The organism is Endozoicomonas atrinae, assembly GCF_001647025.1.
GTDB classification, from domain to species: domain Bacteria; phylum Pseudomonadota; class Gammaproteobacteria; order Pseudomonadales; family Endozoicomonadaceae; genus Endozoicomonas; species Endozoicomonas atrinae.
This window is the reverse complement of record NZ_LUKQ02000121.1, coordinates 1-16743: the sequence shown is the minus strand read 5'-3', so window position 1 is coordinate 16743 and position 16743 is coordinate 1. Positions and strand designations below refer to the sequence as shown.

10 protein-coding genes are annotated in these 16743 nt (G+C 47.9%); 4 read left to right on the top strand and 6 right to left on the bottom strand.

Annotated features, from left to right (window positions below; all coding sequences use genetic code 11):
* Positions 1–395: 395 nt before the first annotated feature.
* Entirely contained in the window at positions 396–3476 is a 3081-nt protein-coding gene (gene ydiJ, locus AK963_RS16355; RefSeq protein WP_066016517.1) for a D-2-hydroxyglutarate dehydrogenase YdiJ, read from the bottom strand.
* 207 nt (positions 3477–3683) lie between these two features.
* Positions 3684–4256: a DUF4202 domain-containing protein gene (locus AK963_RS16350; RefSeq protein ID WP_066016515.1), complete on the bottom strand. Its 573-nt coding sequence runs from the start codon at positions 4254–4256 to the stop codon at positions 3684–3686.
* A 145-nt stretch (positions 4257–4401) separates the two neighbouring features.
* On the opposite strand from AK963_RS16350, the gene AK963_RS16345 reads away from it, so the two are divergent.
* The 3 genes from AK963_RS16345 (at position 4402) to AK963_RS16335 (ending at position 8448) form a co-directional block, all read left to right on the top strand.
* Positions 4402–5076 carry a Rossmann-fold NAD(P)-binding domain-containing protein gene (locus AK963_RS16345; protein ID WP_083232705.1) on the top strand — a complete coding sequence of 225 codons (675 nt, stop codon included), beginning with the start codon at positions 4402–4404 and terminating at the stop codon, positions 5074–5076.
* A gap of 10 nt (positions 5077–5086) precedes the next feature.
* Complete coding sequence (locus tag AK963_RS16340) at positions 5087–6703, top strand: VRR-NUC domain-containing protein (protein WP_175404547.1); 1617 nt, start codon at positions 5087–5089, stop codon at positions 6701–6703.
* Positions 6704–6813: 110 nt separating this feature from the next.
* Entirely contained in the window at positions 6814–8448 is a 1635-nt protein-coding gene (locus tag AK963_RS16335; RefSeq protein WP_066016513.1) for an N-acyl-D-amino-acid deacylase family protein, read from the top strand.
* Between the two features lie 551 nt (positions 8449–8999).
* On the opposite strand, the gene AK963_RS16330 is transcribed toward AK963_RS16335, so the two are convergent.
* The 4 genes from AK963_RS16330 to AK963_RS16315 all read right to left on the bottom strand — a co-directional run bounded on the left by AK963_RS16330 (position 9000) and on the right by AK963_RS16315 (position 14595).
* The gene (locus tag AK963_RS16330; protein ID WP_066016512.1) at positions 9000–9953 is read right to left on the bottom strand and encodes a class I SAM-dependent methyltransferase; all 954 of its coding nucleotides are present in this window, start codon (positions 9951–9953) and stop codon (positions 9000–9002) included.
* 707 nt (positions 9954–10660) lie between these two features.
* The gene (locus AK963_RS16325) at positions 10661–11542 is read right to left on the bottom strand and encodes an IS982 family transposase (RefSeq protein WP_066016511.1); all 882 of its coding nucleotides are present in this window, start codon (positions 11540–11542) and stop codon (positions 10661–10663) included.
* Between the two features lie 447 nt (positions 11543–11989).
* Positions 11990–13657 (bottom strand): energy-dependent translational throttle protein EttA, encoded by a 1668-nt coding sequence (gene ettA / locus AK963_RS16320; protein WP_066016510.1) that lies wholly within the window; start codon positions 13655–13657, stop codon positions 11990–11992.
* 203 nt (positions 13658–13860) lie between these two features.
* Complete coding sequence (locus AK963_RS16315) at positions 13861–14595, bottom strand: cupin domain-containing protein (RefSeq protein ID WP_139117452.1); 735 nt, start codon at positions 14593–14595, stop codon at positions 13861–13863.
* A gap of 380 nt (positions 14596–14975) precedes the next feature.
* Here AK963_RS16315 and glyA point away from each other — a divergent pair, with 380 nt between their 5' ends.
* Positions 14976–16241, top strand: a complete 1266-nt coding sequence (gene glyA, locus AK963_RS16310) for a serine hydroxymethyltransferase (RefSeq protein WP_066016508.1) — start codon at positions 14976–14978, stop codon at positions 16239–16241.
* Positions 16242–16743 lie beyond the last annotated feature (502 nt).

Here is a 16743-nt window from a genome sequence, read left to right as displayed (position 1 = left end):
TGCATCGTGAAAGTTTTCAGGAAAATCGGGAGTTTTAGGCATGACATTAACGGGATGAACAACAGGCTATTTAAAGTATAAAGGCAATCGCAGAATTCGTGACATATTTTGAAAATGAAATTGGTATGACTGATGAGTTCCTGAAGGAAGTTTCTGAAGCATACGAAGTGACGGCAGAGTCTCGTCAGTTATACCGGTAAGCTTTTTGTTTGAACCACAGAGACACTAAGACGCAAAGAAAAGCGCTTTATGTCTCTATGATTCAATACCTCGCTCCCATGATCTGCGTGGGAGCGTAGCCTGGTGACTCTCCGCAACTCTACGTTATGGATTCCTACGCGAAGCATGGGATCCAGAAACGCTTTTATTTCTCCGTGTATTTGTGATGAAGGCTTTTAAACCGCTGATTGCTGTTTCATAACCTGCAAAAGTGCCTGTACCGGGTGTGGAATCTTGCCATCGCCGTAACGCTTCACCTGGCTGCGGCAGGAGTAACCGGTAGCGACCAGTCTGCCGCTGTTTTCCGGGTTCTGCACAACGTCCTTCCAGCTCATGTCGTACAGCTTTCTTGAGGTTTCCTGATTTCGGGTTTCATGGCCATAGATGCCGGCCATCCCACAGCAGCCAGTGGCCTTATACGTAAGCTTCAGACCCAGGTCCTGGTATAATTGCTGCCACTGAGCAGGGGCTGCAGGTACGTTGGAAGTTTCTGTACAGTGCCCCAGCAGAACAAACTCTTCATCGGCCTTATCTGAAAGATCCATTTGCAACTGTCTCAGGGCATCTGACTGCTGAGCAAACCATTCAGAAAGCAGCAGTACCTCAGGAGACGTTTCACCCATCACTTCTTTGTATTCATCCCGGTAGGTCAGGGTAACCGCAGCATCAATACCCATCAGGCTGATACCACTGTTGGCCAGCTCTTTCAGCTCTTCGCCATTGGTTCTGGCGATTTTTTCAAACCGGCCCAGGAAACCATAAACATGAAGCACCTTACCATTGGGTTTGTACGGCGCAATCAACGGTCGGTAACCAAGGCGGATCAGAAGCTCAACCAGATCGGTCAGCAGTGGTGTTTCAAAGAAGCTGGTAAAGGCATCCTGAATAATGATGACGGTTTTATCCCGTTCACTGTCGGGGATGGCATCCAACAATGTACGGTTGGCGATGGCCGCACCTGCACGACAACAGTCGCTGGTTGGCGATGAGCTGGTAATCGCAGGGATATCCTGCAGACCAACGGTTTTGCCGGCAAGGGTATTGGCCACTGACCAGCCCATGACCAGGTTGTAAGCAGGCTTGAACTTTGCCAGTACGGGCAGCATAGGCTCCAGCAGACCAGCGATGTGATGCTTAACCGGCCTTGGGTAGCGGCCATGATACAGTTCAAAGTAACGGGAACGCAGGTCGGGCACATTGACCTGAATAGGACATTGCCCTGCACAGGATTTACAGCTCATGCAGTTATCCAGGGCACCATACACCTGATGGCTGAAGTCTTCTTCACCCCGCCATTTGTTCACCAGGTTAATCAGTTTCTGGCCACTGTTATAGAGTGGACCCGCCTGACGAATCTTATGGCTTTCACCAGCAATATCAGCACCAGCGGCGGTTTGTAACCGCAGCCATTCCCGCACCAGGCCAGAGCGGCCTTTTGGGGACTGAATCCGGTCATAAGTCGCCTTCCAGGTAGGACACATGGCACTGTTGGGGTTGTAGTTGAAGCAGGCACCGTTGCCGTTGCAGTAAAGGCTGCTGGTGAATGCTTCAAAGGCGTTTCGCTCAATCTCCCGGTCCTGCTGGCCACGGGTTGGCACTTCATCAATTTTCAGCAGCTGAAGCGGCTCTGGCAGGGTTGCGGGTGTGGCAATCTTGCCGGGGTTTAACTGGTTGTAAGGGTCAAATACACCTTTGATTTCCTGCAGTACCGGGTAGAGGTCGGCAAAGAAGTCCGGTGAGTATTCCGAACGGACACCTTTACCGTGTTCGCCCCAGAGCACGCCACCATGGCTTCTGGCCAGTGCGGCAACGTCATCACTGATTAAACGAACCAGTTTCTCCTGTTCCGGGTCTTTCATATCGATGGCTGGGCGCACATGGAGTACGCCAGCATCCACATGACCAAACATGCCATAGGAAAGGTGGTGACTGTCCAGCAGTGCCCGGAACGCTTTAATAAACTCGGCGAGATTTTCTGGAGGAACGGCAACATCCTCGACAAATGGTATTGGTCGAGCGTCGCCTTTCATATTACCCAGCAGCCCAACGGCCTGCTTACGCATATTCCAGATCTTTTTAACATTGCCGGTACCCATCACCACGCTGTGACCGGCACGCCAGATACTGACCGGCTTTTCCAGCTCTGCTTTCAGGCGATCGATACCCTGCTGAATCTCGGCTTCATCGTCGCCGGTAAATTCAACAAAGTTAATGCCATCAATATCATCACTCGCTTGTTCTGACGAGAGCGGGAAGAAGTCTTTGACGCTTTCCCAGACGCTATCGGACTTGGCCAGCCCAAGCACACGGGAGTCGATGGTCTCAATGGAACCGGGCTCGGCAGCCATCAATGCCTGGGCATCCTGCAGTGAGTCCTGGAAACTTTTGTAGAAAACCAGCACCAGGGCAGACTGCTTCGGGATAGGCAGCAGGTTAACTTTAATTTCACTGATGATGGCCAGAGTGCCTTCTGAGCCACAGAGTATCGCGTTCAGGTCGTGCTGGTTGTCTTTATTTACAATATTGGCCAGATCGTAGCCGGTCAGGTTTCTGTTCAGGTGGGGGAATATTTCAGACACTCGCTGATGATGCTCGCTGTGTGTCTTTTTCAAGGTGTTATAAATTTCACCAATCCGATCCTGTCGCTGACACAGTTGCTCAAGTTGACCGTTATCGACAGGTGAGGAGTTCCATACTGTGCCATCAGCAAGAACTGAGGTCAGCTCCAGTACATGGTGGCGGGTTTTGCCATAGACCACAGAGCCCTGACCGCTGGCGTCGGTATTGACCATACCACCAACGGTTGCCCGGTTGCTGGTGGAGAGCTCCGGAGCAAAGAATAGACATTCTTTAGCTGCCAGCTCGTTGAGGTAGTCTTTGACTGCTCCCGATTGAACCCTGGCCCAGCGCTCTTTGGTGTTGATTTTCAGCACCCGGTTCATGTAGCGGCTGGTGTCCACCATAAAGCCTGACGTAAGCGACTGGCCATTGGTGCCGGTACCGCCACCACGGGGAGAAACAACAATCGGGTGGAAATCAGGCTTATGAGCAAGTGTGAGAATTTTGCTGATGTCTTCCGTTGAGCGAGGGTAGAGTACACCCTCGGGAAGTACTTGATAGATCGAGTTGTCCGTTGCCAGAACGGTCCGGTCGGCATAACCCAGCTCAATATCCCCGCTAAAGCCTGCAGAGGCCAGTTCACGGGCAAAGTGGCTATATAAGGTATTTGTTGTTTTCTGATCCAGCCTGCTGATCACAGCTTTACTCCCCATCAATCCCGTGGGGTATTGTACGTAAAGCAGAGAAGGTAGGGAACAAAAGGTCGTTATCCGCAGCCTGTAAAATGTATGTCTTAATTTTTGCCGCGAAAAATATTTTGCTTATCCATTTTTCATTGCCGGGGGGGCGCAAAATATTTTTCTTACGCTATGGGCATTTGTGCTGCGGGTAGCGGTCAACGCTCACTAATTACCCGCCAATGCCTCTTGAAGAATTTTCAGGTCAGGCTCTGAAAATGGTAATTCCAATGCTTTCTGCTGAGCCTGCTCAGACATCTTCTTCCAGGTTTTCTGCACAATGTCGATCACCTTCTCCCTGGGGTGTTTTGTGGCAAAGGCCGAAAAGTCCCGGGTCAAAAATACCAGGCAGGCGCAGTCTTCCAGAGTCTGGGTGTCAGCATTACGCTTGATGCCCTGCTTGCGTATGATTGCTGATGCCTGTGCACAGCTTTCTTCTGAATAACCGTGCCTGGCCATGATTTCACAGGCTTTTCGAGCATGCAGTTTGCCCAGCTCAGTGCGCCATTTCAGGTAGCCGGTGCGTCCTTCAGGGTATTCTGAACGGGGGATTTCCCAGCGGCAGAGGTGCTGACTGCGAACGGCGATCTGGAGCTCTTCAGATGCATTCGGAGCCAGCTGCTGTAACCAGTGTGTCATTTGCAGGGCATAGCTCAGCTCTGCCGGGGTGCCATCAACAATCTTTGGATCCATCCCGTGAAGCTGGTCAATAGCGGCCAAGGTTTCTGCAAGCCTGGTCATAAACTGCGGTCCTGTTTTTTATGAGAATGGTTATGAAAATTGTTATGTCGCACTTTTTACTTGATTTGCCTGACAATTTCGACTGGTATTTGTGATTCCACAGGTTGTTTTTCGGGTTGATTAGCTGGAGAGACGGGTAAGAAGAATGAGTAAAGAAAAGCCCCCCAAGGTTGCCATGGTGGTTGGTGCAACCGGAGCCACCGGGCAGGTGTTGATGGCATCTCTGCTGGCGAGTGATCACTATTCTGAGGTTATTGTTCTCCACTATCGAACCACTCCCTGGAGAGATCATCTCAAGGTCAGGGAGATTGTGCTGAGTCTGGACCAGTTACAGGACCTGGAGCCAGGTTTAACCGTCGATGTCCTGTTCTGTTGCCTTGGCACTACGATTAAAAAAGCGGGCTCAAAGCCAGCCTTTGCAAAAGTCGACCGTGATTATGTTCTGGCGCTTGGGCAGTGGGCAGTCAGTCATGGACAGCCATCGTTTCATCTGATCAGTGCCCATGGCGCCGATAAGAGGTCTCTGGCCTTTTATATGAAGGTGAAAGGTGAGGCGGAGAGTGGGCTGAAAAGAATGGGGCTTCGTTCTCTGTCCATTTACCAGCCTTCGTTGTTGCATGGGGAACGCAATGAGTTCCGGTTAATGGAATCTATCGGTTTTTATGTGATGTCTCTGTTAGGCAGCCTGCCGGTTTCTGGTTTAAAAGCACTTCGTCCCACCCGGATAGAAGCTCTGGCGAAGTTGATGTACCAACAGTCGTTACTGGATGTGTCCGGCTTGCAGGTATTCCGCCCTTCAGATATTGCTGCCTGTGAATAGAGAGGCTCCGTTGCAAGCGCCCGCGGTATTACCTGAAGACTATTACCTGACCAATTTTCAGAAGCTGCTTGGTTTTGTAGAGAAGCGGTATGTTGATCTGTTGAATGACAGCGAAACTGATTTTTTAAACACGTTCCAGCTGCTGGAGGAGGATGCGCAGAAGCTCTATGTGCGACTGGCGAGTCGGAAAGGCCCGGTATTTCGAACGGATAAACTGAATTATCCGGAAATTACATCCATTGAACTCGCCGTTAATGAGCTGGTTGGTGCTGATCTGATACAGGCTAACCCACCACTGGATATTGTCGGTCTGTCAGACCTGATGACCAAAAGTGAGTTGTTACTCTGTTTTCCTGACCAGCTTGGGACTTACCGAAGTGAACGTAAACAGGCTCTGGTAAACCGACTGGTTGATAGTGATCAAGCCTGCCCTGATCCTCCATTTACCACACTTCAACCTCTGTATATGGAAGAGCTGAGAACCATATTGTTCCTGTTCTTTGGTAACCTCAGTCAGGATCTGACGGAGTTCGTGCTTCAGGATTTGGGGTTGACTCGTTTTGAAAGTTATCCGCTGACATCCAGGCTGTTCAATAGCCGGGAGGAGCTGGAACTGGGGTTTAGCTTGTCAATGCTCTGGCAGGAGGTTGCCTATGAAAGTAAGAAGCTTGACCTTGATTCATTGCAGGTTCTGTTTACAAAATTACCGCCATCGTCTGACTTCACTCATCCGACACTGAAGCGTCGTCATGCTCGGTTGGTAAATGCCATTGCCCGTGATATGGAAAGGCAAGGGGCATTGAGGGAGGCGGTAGTGAGTTTTCAGCAGTCCTATTTGCCACCGTCCCGGGAACGGCGGACTCGCATTATGGCCAAACTCAATGATACTGCTGGCGCTCTGGCTCTTTGTGAAGAGATAGAGGCTTCACCGGCCAGCAGCCTGGAGCTGGCTTTTGCCCATCGGTTTTCCAAAACCCTGAAAGGGGAAAAGCGTAAGCGGCAAATCTCTCGGTTGAATGAACGGACTCTTGAGTTTAACGACAATGGTCAGCGGGTTGAGTTTCAGGTTCAGGAGTATTTCAGAAACCAGGGGAGGCAGGTGTTTTATGTGGAAAATGCCCTGATAAACGGACTCGCAGGCCTGTGGTTCTGGGATATAGTTTTCGCCGATAGGGATGGGGCCTTTTTTCACCCGTTTCAAAGTGGGCCTGCAGATCTGATGACCCCTGATTTTTATCAGAACTGTAAGGATTCGATTCATCACAGACTGTCAGAGATGTCTGAAAGCCATCTTCTGGATACCCTGCTGACAACCTATAACGAGAAGCAGGGAATAAGTAACCGTCTGGTTATCTGGCCTGCGCTCAGACCGGAGCTGATTACCCTTGCCGTATCGTTGATACCGGTAGAGCAACTGCGTGCCATGTTTCAACGACTGATGTTTGATATCGCCCATAACCGAACCGGGTTTCCGGATCTGATCCTGTTTGATGTGGAAAATAAAAAGTACCAATGGGTTGAAGTGAAGGGCCCGGGAGATCGGCTGCAGGATAACCAGAAACTCTGGCTGGCGTTTTTCCAGGAGAATGATATTCCGGCTGAAGTTGTTTATGTCAGTTGGACATAGCAGTACTGATTGTTTTTTCTTCGAAATGTTTCTCTTCTTGACTCTGTTGCTGATACCGCTAGGGTGAAGGGTTAGCTATATCTAATAGCTCTCAAAATACAGAGGTAAATATGGGCACAGCACCCGATAATAATAATAAAATCTTGCTGCAAAATGGCCTGCTGATCGATGGCACTGGTACCCCGGGCAGAAAAGCGAATGTATTGATGGAGCAGGGGCGGCTTCGGGTTATGAAGCCCACAGAAAAAGTCGCTGATGCCACCACCATTGATTGTACCGGTAAGGTGGTCGCTCCCGGCTTTATTGATGTCCATAGCCATATGGATTACTTCGCCATTGAACATGCACCGGAACATTTTGATCCATTTATAGCCCAGGGCATCACAACGATGGTGGTGGGTAACTGCGGTTTCAGTCCATTCGGTTTTAAGTGCAATACCCCTCATCAGCACCTGATTGAAAACTCGCTGTTTAAAGAAGGTCATGGAGAGATAACCTGGCACAGCTTTCAGGGGTATCAGCAGCGTATTCAGGGGCATGGCTGTGGTCCCAACCTCGTCAGCCTGGTTGGTCATGGCGTTTGCCGTACTTCACTCAATGGTTTCAGTGCAGAGCCACTCTCTTCCGGTCAGTCGTACGAAATGCTGGTGATGCTGGATGAAGCTTTGTCTCAAGGAGCAGCAGGGATCTCCCTGGGTCTTCAATATAAACCAGGTGTTTTTGCCAGTAAGGAAGAGTTACGGGCCGTGGCCCAGCTGGTAAAAAAACACGACAAAGTACTGACGGTGCATGCCAAGGCTTATTCCAGCCTTTCTGGTACATACCCAATGAACCCATTCGGCAAGGCTCATAACCTGCGGGCGATTGACGAGATGCTGGATCTGGCCAGAGAGACGGGCGTTCGGCTGCAGTTTTCTCATCTGATTTTTGTAGGGGAAGCGACCTGGAATACCCTAAATGAAGCCATTGCTAAGTTCGACAAAGCCATTGCTGATGGTGTCGATGTAAAGTTTGATATGTTTCCCTATCCTTTTGGCGCCACACTGCTCAACACTCTCTTGCCGGAGTGGGTGATGGCCGGTATGCCCGGGATTTTGAAAAAGCCCCTGCCCATGTTGCGTCTGAGGCTGGAAGCCTGGCTGGCATTTCGATCATTGGGGCTTGGTTACGACTGTATACAGATCAGTGATGCCAGTTGCCCTGCTTATGAAAAGTATAACGGGCTGTTTATTACCGAGATTGCCAGCAGGGTAGGGAAGTCACCCTTTGAGGTAATGGTGGATATTCTTGATCAGTCCAATGCGGAAGCCCGGATGATTATGCATAAATATTACGGCCCACAGATTGTGGAAAAGCTGATGACTCATCCAGCCGCCATGTTTATGACGGATTCCTGGCCTGAGCCATCCGGAGTTGAAAACGCCGCTACCTTTGGTGCTTTTCCCCGCTTTCTGCAGATTGCTCGGGAGACGGGCAACGTATCGCTGGAAACACTGATTCATCGAATGACGGCACAGGCGGCTGAACGTTTTGGGATTGCTGAGCGTGGTTGTATCCGTGATGGTTTTGTTGCCGATGTGGTAGTGCTGGACTGGCAGCAGGTGCGGGATAATACAACACATGACTTATGTAATGCTCCGCCCAGTGGTATTGAACATGTCTTTATCAACGGCGTGCCTGCCAGGTTAGATGGGAAGAAATATACTTCGGTTTCTACCGGGGAATGTCTGGCGATGACTGCTTAAGTTATTGGAGAGGGAGCCCGCGATAGTAGGCTCCGCCAGCTATTAAATCACTCTTCTTCTTTGGTGGTCACTTCATGGTTTCCATCCGTCAGTGTCAGGTCTTTCATAAATAAAACCATGGGTGAACGCTGATCCAATTCCAGGGTGATCCTGAAATGTCTGAGCAATTACTGGGTGAGCCTAGATCGATTTTTTCAGAACTACCCTGTTTTTAGGGGCAATAATATAAATGATCCAGCGGGGATTATCTGCAATATAAAATCTCGAATAATCGGTATTAACTAATGATCAATGAAGGCTGACATATCAGTGTCTAAAATTATATCATCAATAATCTGATCATTTTCTGTGGAATATATTGTTGTTATCATGTTTTTCTCGTCTGGGATGTAAATATACTTTCCCCTATGATAAAAGAAGAGTTTTAAATCCTGATTTAATCAAGTAATCATTTTTATACTGCCCATTATAAATAACACCATAATGAAATGTATAAATAGAACCATTGTCAGGCGTAACAAAAGTATGCACTTCTAATACTCCCACTTTATTTAAAGCTCTGGTTTTCTTGCTATAACTGTAGGAAATATTTTCCTTTTATCATACTTAAACTCTATCGTCTTAGCCTCAAAGCCCGCTCTTTTTAATTGATCCTCAGTTTCCTCCTCTGTACGAAGATTTTGCCACTGGACTCCTATTATTGTCGCAAAAATAGTACGTTGCTTTTTAAGATTGTCCTGCACATCTCCAACCTCCCATATAGGGGTGCCATTTTTATCTTCCTTTTGTGTTAAAAAACTGGTAATTAACAGTCCACCCGGTTTCAAGGCCTTATAGAAATTTTGGTAAAGGAGATCCACATCAGTATCTTTCAAATAAATATTCAGGCCATTGCTGGTTATTATATCAAACCGGGCTTCACCTAAGCCCCAGCCAACATCAGGTGACAAGGCATCCCTATTCTCATAACTGTAAGTAACAGCATTTTCTTTACCTGAAACAGAATCTGACTTTTCTCTGGCAAGATCAAGTGAGCCCTGATCAAGGTCAATACCTGTAAATGTCAAATCAGAAGCATCGCCTATATCCAAGTCAATTAAGTCATCCATTCGGCCACAGGGTACAGAGGCGATACTCATACCCGCTTTCAGATGTTTTTTTAGCTGCTTCTGAAATATGCCAAAGCGCTCTCGTGTTGCCAAAACTGCTGGAGCTCTGTTCAGTAACCAAGTTTCGGTAAAGTTTAATGAGCTTTTTTCTAAGCCATCCTTAATCAAATAAGCTGTCCACTGACCATTCAGCCCACGGTTTTCAAGCAAAAATCGACCAAGCTGACTACTATGCAACTCCTCCAAATGATTAAGCGCCTCATCTCTGGTCATTCCATAAAAAGCTGAGTCCGCCATCGCTTTTAACTCTTCTTGACGCTTTTCAAGGTCAAACTCATCTGCACCCTCACCATGCGAAGCTAGATGATCTCCCCCTATAACGTCTATAGGCATCATTAAAACTCCCCATATGCTAACCAGCAATAAAAGACTTTTACCCTTAAAAGTATTGAATAATGATATGCTTACACGCATCGAAGCAGAAAAAAAAGCCACCACTTCACCTGTACCTTGTTGTTATTCATATTGATCTTTAGCAAGTAGGTCTTTACTGCCAAAAGTAAATATAGCAAGCAAAAAAGCCTTTTGCCGAACAATTGGAAACCCAGAATCTTTTACCATCAACAGCAGCACAGGCTTTATGTTATTTTTATTAAAATGCCCCTCTTCTTATGATCAACACAACTCTATCGCACAAAAAATTACTTTTTAGTGCATGGATAAAAAACTCTCTACTACCACCCCCTCTCAATGAAGGCACTAGCTGGCCATGCTCTACTCAAACACTAACAACTTTCTCTGCACCAATCTGCAACATACAATCAGTAAAACCACCCGTTGACTGGCCTACACCAGGCAGGTTATCCCCTGAGCATTAATACCTGTTTGCTCAAGTGCTCCAGCTAACTTTAAGCCCTTTCGGGAAACAAAACGATCACGGTCATCATGCTTCACTTCAATCTTAATAGTTGAGGGGGACTTTTAGCTGGGCCTTAAAGGCTTTTCCCAACAGCCCCAAACAAGGCTTTCACGCTCTGCTCAGAAATAAACCTTTAGCCTTTATTCTATACAGCACAGCTCCTAAATCAACGTGAGTTCGACGCTCAGAAAGCCATAGGCATACCTTTTGTCAGTACTGAAACATCAATATGCGGCTTTCTCGGCTGTCGTGAATAGGCGATAAGCCCTGCCATCAGATTTACAGCAAAATTGAAGGGTGAACGATGTCGAGAGTGCTCTATCTGAGAAATGTTCTTTAACTGATCATTCACGCTTTCTATGACTGCGCGCTTTCGCCGCATCACTTTATCAAAGGCCTTCAGCTCCCTGGGGTTCATATTTTCCCTGACTTTGGTTATCAGATTCAGGCCTTTCTCACGTAACCAGACTGCCAGTTTTTTAGAGATATAACCCTTATCTCCATAAAGCCAACCCGTTAATTCTTCAACAAGATCTGGTAGTGGCTTACGGTCATCGGTGTTAGCCGTTGTCAGACAAAATGACATAATTTCTCCCAGATGATTGATGATAAGGTGCAATTTAAAACCAAACTTCCAGCCTGTAGACGTTTTTCCCCGTTTAGGCTCTTCACTAAAGACCTTGTGGTTATTGATCCGGTGATTATCAAAAACGACGATTGGAGTAGAATCTATGAATGACAAACCCGTTGGCTGCCCCATGCACTGAGACTTGAGATAAACCGTGAGTGGTATCAATGCCTGCTTCATGAGTTCTACAAAGCGGTTATAAGATACCAGGTTCGGGAAATAGTCCGATTTATGAGGTTTGATCAGTCGCTGGTAATAGTGTTTGAAATTGCGGAAAGCGCTCTGATGGAAATAAATGATGATGGTCATTATTTCACTGAGCGACAGCTTTGATATAACAGGAGGCTTTTTGGTATGACAAATGAGTTGCCTATGCCATTGTGATTCAAAAGTTATGCAGAAATCATCAACATCACAGAATACACTGACAATAGACACGGGAGCCTCCAGCTCGCTGTCTCTGGCGTGGTATCCGAAAGATAGCTAAATAGCTGGGGTTCCCCTGTCTTTCATCATCGAACTCACGTTAAATCAAACTAACAGACGATCAACTCTTTCCATTAAATACAGTCCTGATGCTCAAACAGCAATAAACACCAAACCAAAATATTGTGGTAATTTACCCAACTCCACAAAAAAGGCCGCACAAGGCAGCCTTTCAAGGGTAACGCATTAAACAATGCCTATCAGGCTTGACCAAAATTCAACGCTTCAGCAGAGTTAGGGACACATGGATTACAGATAAATAGCTGTGCAGACTTTTGTTGGCTCGAGCTCGCTGAGCTTGCAAAGTAATGCTATGAATACTGACTTTTTTCTTAAATTATGTTGGAGATGCCGTGCTGACTATCCCTTTTGGGGATAGTCAGGAAATGCCAGATTTAATCAGGCATCAATACGCTTGTACTTAATGCGGTGTGGGCCCGCCGCTTCTTCACCCAGACGGGCAACACGGTCGGCTTCATACTCGGTGTAGTTACCTTCAAAGAAGGTGACTTTGGAATCGCCTTCGTAGGCCAGGATGTGAGTGGCTACACGGTCCAGGAACCAGCGGTCATGGGAAATTACCATGGCACATCCGGGGAAGGCCAGCAGGGCTTCTTCCAGTGCACGCAGGGTTTCTACATCAAGGTCGTTGGACGGTTCGTCCAGCAGCAGTACGTTACCGCCGTCTTTTAATGTAGCAGCCAGCTGGAGACGGCCACGCTCACCACCGGAGAGTTCGCCGACACGCTTCTGCTGGTCACCACCTTTGAAGTTGAAGCGTCCAATGTATGCACGGGACGGTACTTCATAGTTGTTGATCTTCAATATATCCTGACCATCGGAAATCGCTTCCCAGACGGTTTTCTTGTCGTCAAGCTCATCACGCAGCTGTTGTACGTTGGAGATCTTGACGGTATCGCCCAGCTCAACGGTTCCGGAATCCGGCTGTTCCTGACCCGTGATCATTTTGAACAGGGTGGACTTACCAGCACCGTTACCACCGATAATGCCCACGATGGCACCTTTTGGAACGCTGAAGCTGAGATCATCGATCAACAGACGGTCACCAAACCCTTTGGACAGGTTGTTGACTTCAATAACCTTGTCACCCAGGCGTGGACCGGGTGGAATGTAGATTTCATTGGTCTCATTACGGGTCTGGAAGTCCTGGGACTGCATCTCTTCAAAACGCGCCAGACGGGCTTTGGACTTGGACTGGCGACCCTTGGCATTGGAGCGAGCCCACTCAAGCTCGTGCTCCATGGCCTTGCGGCGGGCATCCTGCTGTTTCTGTTCCTGCTCAAGGCGCTGTTCTTTCTGTTCCAGCCAGGAACTGTAGTTGCCTTGGTAAGGAATGCCTTCACCACGGTCCAGTTCCAGAATCCAGCCAGCGGCATTGTCCAGGAAGTAACGGTCGTGAGTAATTGCTACGACCGTTCCGGGGTATTCAACCAGGAAGCGCTCCAGCCAGGCAACGGACTCAGCATCCAGGTGGTTGGTTGGTTCGTCAAGTAACAGCATTTCAGGGCTGGAGAGCAGCAGACGGCAGAGCGCAACACGGCGGCGCTCACCACCTGAGAGATTTTCAATTTTGGCGTCCCATTCTGGCAGACGCAGAGCATCGGCTGCGACTTCCAGCTTGCGCTCCAGGTTGTGGGCATCGGCAGCCTGAATAATGTTTTCCAGGCGGGCCTGCTCTGTAGCCAGGGCATCAAAGTCGGCATCTGGATCAGCGTATGCTGCATAAACTTCATCCAGACGCTGCTGGGCAGCCTTAACTTCACCCAGTGCTTCTTCAACTACTTCACGGACGGTTTTATTCGGGTCCAGCTCAGGCTCCTGAGGCAGGTAACCCACATTCAGGTTGGGTTGTGGACGGGCTTCACCGTCAAACTCCTGATCCACACCGGCCATAATGCGAAGGAGCGTAGATTTACCGGCTCCGTTCAGACCCAGAACACCAATTTTGGCACCCGGAAAAAAGGAGAGGGAAATGTTTTTTAAAATCTGGCGCTTCGGGGGAACGATTTTGCTCACCCGGTTCATGGTGTACACGTACTGTGCCATGTGTCTGGGTCTCTATGCTAATTAAGGGTAAACCGCGGAAAGATACTGGATAGCTCTGATCATAGCAATGCCTGATTCAATGGGCTACCGTGAGCCATGAGGGGGATGAATGAAGAAGTCCTGCATAAGTTCATTTCTTTTATATGAAATGGTCAACGTACTTTGACCATTTCTGTATTTCCTGTTTTTCGACAAAAGAGAAATCAGTGCACCTGATCCTTTACAATAGTTGTATGGGGCTGATCTTTTGGCCCTATACGGGTGACTGAAAGCTGTGTAGCCGTTTCACCATGGTTAAAACCGTAGTGCAGGACATCAACCAGCTCAACAAGGAAAGGGTTTTCCTTATCAAGGCGGGCAGTCTCTCCATTTTCAGTATTTACTACTGTGATTCCTGGTCCGCTGGTATGGCGAGCCACCATCAAGTGGGCGTGAGAGTGGACTGGAAGCTTTGCACCTGGTTGAATCGTGATATCAGCCACCGTAACCTTTCCACCTTCTTTTGCAGCGGCTTCAAGCATTTTTGATATCTCTGAACCATCCCAGCTGTTGGTTGTACTGAACAGCTCTTCTACTGATATCTGTTTCAGAACGCCATAACTACCATTGGCAGCATCTCGAGGGGTAGGGTGACCGTCATGGGAATACTCAGTCCCTTCATTGGGCTTATTATCTACTGTACCTTTATCACTTTGCCTTATATAGCCTTTTACTCTTGCAACCGCTGACTCAAGCTCCTCAAGCTGCTTCTGATAGCCAGCCTTTTCAGGCATTTCCATCTGGGATATCTGATAGGGAGTTACTTTTTGCAGTGCTGTTATTGCTGATTGAAATACATTCCTGTCATTTGCACGAAAAAGCCAGCCGGTAGCATCGTTAAAAAAACGTCGAGTCTGAGTCTCCTGAGAAATAGAAACCTCATACCTCAGGTAACTCATTTTTTTCGAATATGATGAGTTTTTTATACTGGTGCCAGCATCCATGTCAGGGCAAAAAGGATTATCAGCGAGTACAGGAAAATTCAAAAGTATTTAACTCTTTGTAATGGCAGTAGGTTTTTTTAGATGCTAATACAACAATAAAGTTCCACCTCCACAGGGCATCCATCTGAATATCTGTTACGTATAAATTTAGTGTTAAGTAACTTCTGACAGGTTGATGAGTATTCTTTAAGGCGTGGTTCAGGTTTCCGGCCTGTTTATTATTGCTCATAGGTTTTATGAAGGATTTTCACTGCAGATTTACTCCAAGCTGTATTAGAATAGCGCCTTACCACCGACATCCAGGCATTTTACAGGCAACAACCCAGAGGTAATGAATGTTCACAAAGGACATGACCATCGCTGAATTTGATCCGGAGCTGAAGGCGGCTATTGACGCGGAAACTCTGCGTCAGGAAGAGCATATTGAGCTGATCGCTTCCGAGAACTATGCCAGTCCACGAGTTATGGAAGCTCAGGGCAGTGCGCTGACTAACAAATACGCTGAGGGCTATCCTGGCAAGCGTTATTACGGTGGCTGCGAGCACGTTGACGTCGCTGAGCAGCTGGCCATTGATCGTGCCAAGGCGCTGTTTGGTGCTGGTTATGCCAACGTTCAGCCTCACTCGGGTTCCCAGGCTAATTCCGCCGTATTCATGGCGCTTCTGAAACCCGGTGATACCATCCTTGGTATGAGCCTGGCCCATGGTGGTCACCTTACACACGGTGCCAGCGTCAGCTCCTCAGGCCGAATCTATAATGCAGTGCAGTACGGTATTACTCCTGATACCGGTGAGCTGGATTACGAAGAAGTTGAGCGCCTAGCTCTGGAGCATAAACCCAAGCTTATCATTGGTGGCTTTTCAGCATACTCCAGAATTGTCGACTGGCAGCGTTTCCGTGATATTGCTGACAAGGTTGGTGCCTACCTCATGGTTGACATGGCTCATGTTGCCGGTCTGGTGGCTGCGGGCGTTTATCCATCTCCGGTTGGCATCGCTGATGTGGTTACAACCACTACCCACAAGACTCTGGGTGGTCCTCGCGGTGGTTTGATCCTGGCCGCTGAAGATGAAGAACTGAACAAGAAACTGAATTTTGCCGTTTTCCCTGAGTCTCAGGGTGGCCCTCTGTGCCATGTGATTGCTGCCAAGGCTGTCTGCTTTAAAGAAGCGATGTCCGATGAGTTCAAAGCATATCAGGCTCAGGTGGTCAGGAATGCCCAGGCCATGACCCGTGTGATGATGGAACGTGGTATCAAGATTGTTTCCGGTGGTACTGATGATCACCTGTTCCTGATGGATCTGATCGGTAAGGAATTCACCGGTAAAGATGCAGAGGCAGCCCTTGGCCGTGCCAATATCACGGTGAACAAGAACGCGGTTCCTAATGACCCACGTTCACCTTTCGTAACCAGTGGTCTGCGTATCGGTACACCGGCGATTACCCGCCGAGGCTTTAACGAAGAAGACTCTGCCGCTCTGGCTGGCTGGATCTGCGATGTGCTGGATGCTCTGGCCGATGGTTCCGGTGATGAACAGGTCGAAGCAGAAGTGAAAGCCAAAGTGCTGGAAATCTGCTCACGTCTGCCTGTTTATAAGTAACCGGTTGATTTGAAAAAGAAAGCCGCTGAGCCTTTAATCAATATAGGTTCAGCGGCTTTTTTATACGATTTGAACCAGTTTGTATTAGGCTTGGAACTCAATAGCAAAGAGGAAGTCTATACCTGTAGTAAATGAATAATGATAACAGGTGTATTTCGACATGGACTCCGGGCTAAACATACCAGCTACAGCATCCCCTCATTACTCCCCACCATCACGACCCACGAGTCAGCAACCGTTGATTTGTATGTTCAAGCAGTTAAGCGTCGTTAATGTTACAGAGCATATCAAAGAGTCTGATCTAGTAACGCAGTGTTACCCTTTCTCTGAGGATGTATGTAAAAGTGCAGTAAATCAGAATGTTGCTCGAAAGTTATACCAATTTCATTTTCAAAATATGTCACGAATTCTGCGATTGCCTTTATACTTTAAATAGCCTGTTGTTCATCCCGTTAATGTCATGCCTAAAACTCCCGATTTTCCTGAAAACTTTCACGATGCA

Excerpts from the sequence above, each read along its gene's own strand:
- AK963_RS16335 (WP_066016513.1), top strand. The coding sequence starts at position 6,814 with ATGGGCACAGCACCCGATAATAATAATAAAATCTTGCTGCAAAATGGC.
- AK963_RS16315 (WP_139117452.1), bottom strand. The coding sequence starts at position 14,595 with ATGAGTTACCTGAGGTATGAGGTTTCTATTTCTCAGGAGACTCAGACT.
- glyA (WP_066016508.1), top strand. The coding sequence starts at position 14,976 with ATGTTCACAAAGGACATGACCATCGCTGAATTTGATCCGGAGCTGAAG.
- AK963_RS16330 (WP_066016512.1), bottom strand. The coding sequence starts at position 9,953 with ATGATGCCTATAGACGTTATAGGGGGAGATCATCTAGCTTCGCATGGT.
- AK963_RS16350 (WP_066016515.1), bottom strand. The coding sequence starts at position 4,256 with ATGACCAGGCTTGCAGAAACCTTGGCCGCTATTGACCAGCTTCACGGG.
- AK963_RS16345 (WP_083232705.1), top strand. The coding sequence starts at position 4,402 with ATGAGTAAAGAAAAGCCCCCCAAGGTTGCCATGGTGGTTGGTGCAACC.
- ettA (WP_066016510.1), bottom strand. The coding sequence starts at position 13,657 with ATGGCACAGTACGTGTACACCATGAACCGGGTGAGCAAAATCGTTCCC.